This is a genomic window from Mycobacterium sp. 852002-10029_SCH5224772, assembly GCF_001667315.1.
Lineage (GTDB): Bacteria > Actinomycetota > Actinomycetes > Mycobacteriales > Mycobacteriaceae > Mycobacterium.
This window is the reverse complement of record NZ_LZHT01000107.1, coordinates 1-1,039: the sequence shown is the minus strand read 5'-3', so window position 1 is coordinate 1,039 and position 1,039 is coordinate 1. Positions and strand designations below refer to the sequence as shown.

Annotated in this window: 1 protein-coding gene and 1 pseudogene; one reads left to right on the top strand and one right to left on the bottom strand. The window is 69.5% G+C overall.

Going from position 1 to position 1,039, the window contains the following annotated elements:
• Nucleotides 1–805: VWA domain-containing protein (locus tag A5775_RS19295; RefSeq protein ID WP_067255930.1), on the top strand; the 805-nt coding region annotated here is incomplete at its 5' end.
• A 6-nt stretch (nucleotides 806–811) separates the two neighbouring features.
• Here the strand turns inward: A5775_RS19295 and A5775_RS19290 are convergent.
• Nucleotides 812–1,039 (bottom strand): annotated as a pseudogene (locus A5775_RS19290) (hypothetical protein); the annotation flags it as partial.

Genomic DNA, 1,039 nt, shown 5'->3' with positions numbered 1-1,039 from the left:
GACCATCTTGCTGGCCGCGTCGCTGGTCCTGCTGACCACGGCGATGGCCGGGCCGACGTCCGACGTCCGAATCCCGCTCAACCGCGCCGTCGTGATGCTCGTCATCGACGTCTCGGAATCGATGGCCTCCAACGACGTTCCGCCCAACCGCCTGGCCGCGGCGAAGGAGGCCGGCAAGCAATTCGCCGACCAGCTGACCCCGGCCATCAACCTGGGGCTGGTGGAGTTCGCGGCCAACGCCACACTGCTGGTCCCCCCGACGACGAACCGCGGCGCGGTGAAGTCGGGCATCGACAGCCTGCAGCCGGCCCCGAAAACCGCTACGGGAGAAGGCATCTTCACCGCGTTGCAGGCGATCGCGACGGTCGGTTCGGTGATGGGTGGCGGCGAGGGCCCGCCGCCGGCGCGGATCGTGCTGGAGTCCGACGGCGCCGAGAACGTGCCGCTGGACCCCAACGCCCCGCAGGGGGCGTTCACCGCGGCGCGCCTGGCCAAGGACGAGGGCGTGCCCATCTCGACGATCTCGTTCGGAACCAAGGGCGGTGAGATCGAGATGGACGGGCAGCGCGTCGCGGTCCCGGTGTCGACCGACCAGATGAAGACGATCGCCAGACTCTCCGGCGGGCAGCCCTACACCGCCACCAACCTCGGCGAGCTCGAAAAGAGCTACAACGCGATCGAGAACGAGATCGGTTACCGCACGGTGCCGGGCCCGGGCAGCGCCGGCTGGCTGCGCCTCGGGGTGCTGGCCGCACTGATCGCGACCGCGTTGGCGCTGTTGATCAATCGGCGCCTGCCGACCTAGCGCGTATCAGGCGGGCAGCCGGCGGTTCAGCAGCAGGCCGGCCAGCACGGCGCCGGCCATCACGACGGCACCGAGCAGCATCCAGGCCAGGCTGGCATCGCCCTTGACGGTTTCGTAGCCGATCTGGCGCTGCAGCGTCGTGTACACGTTCTCCAGCGAGTCCAGGCTGTCGGCGTGGAAGGCCTGGCCGTCGGTGATCTCGCCGATCTTCTGCAGGGTCTGACCGTCCACCGG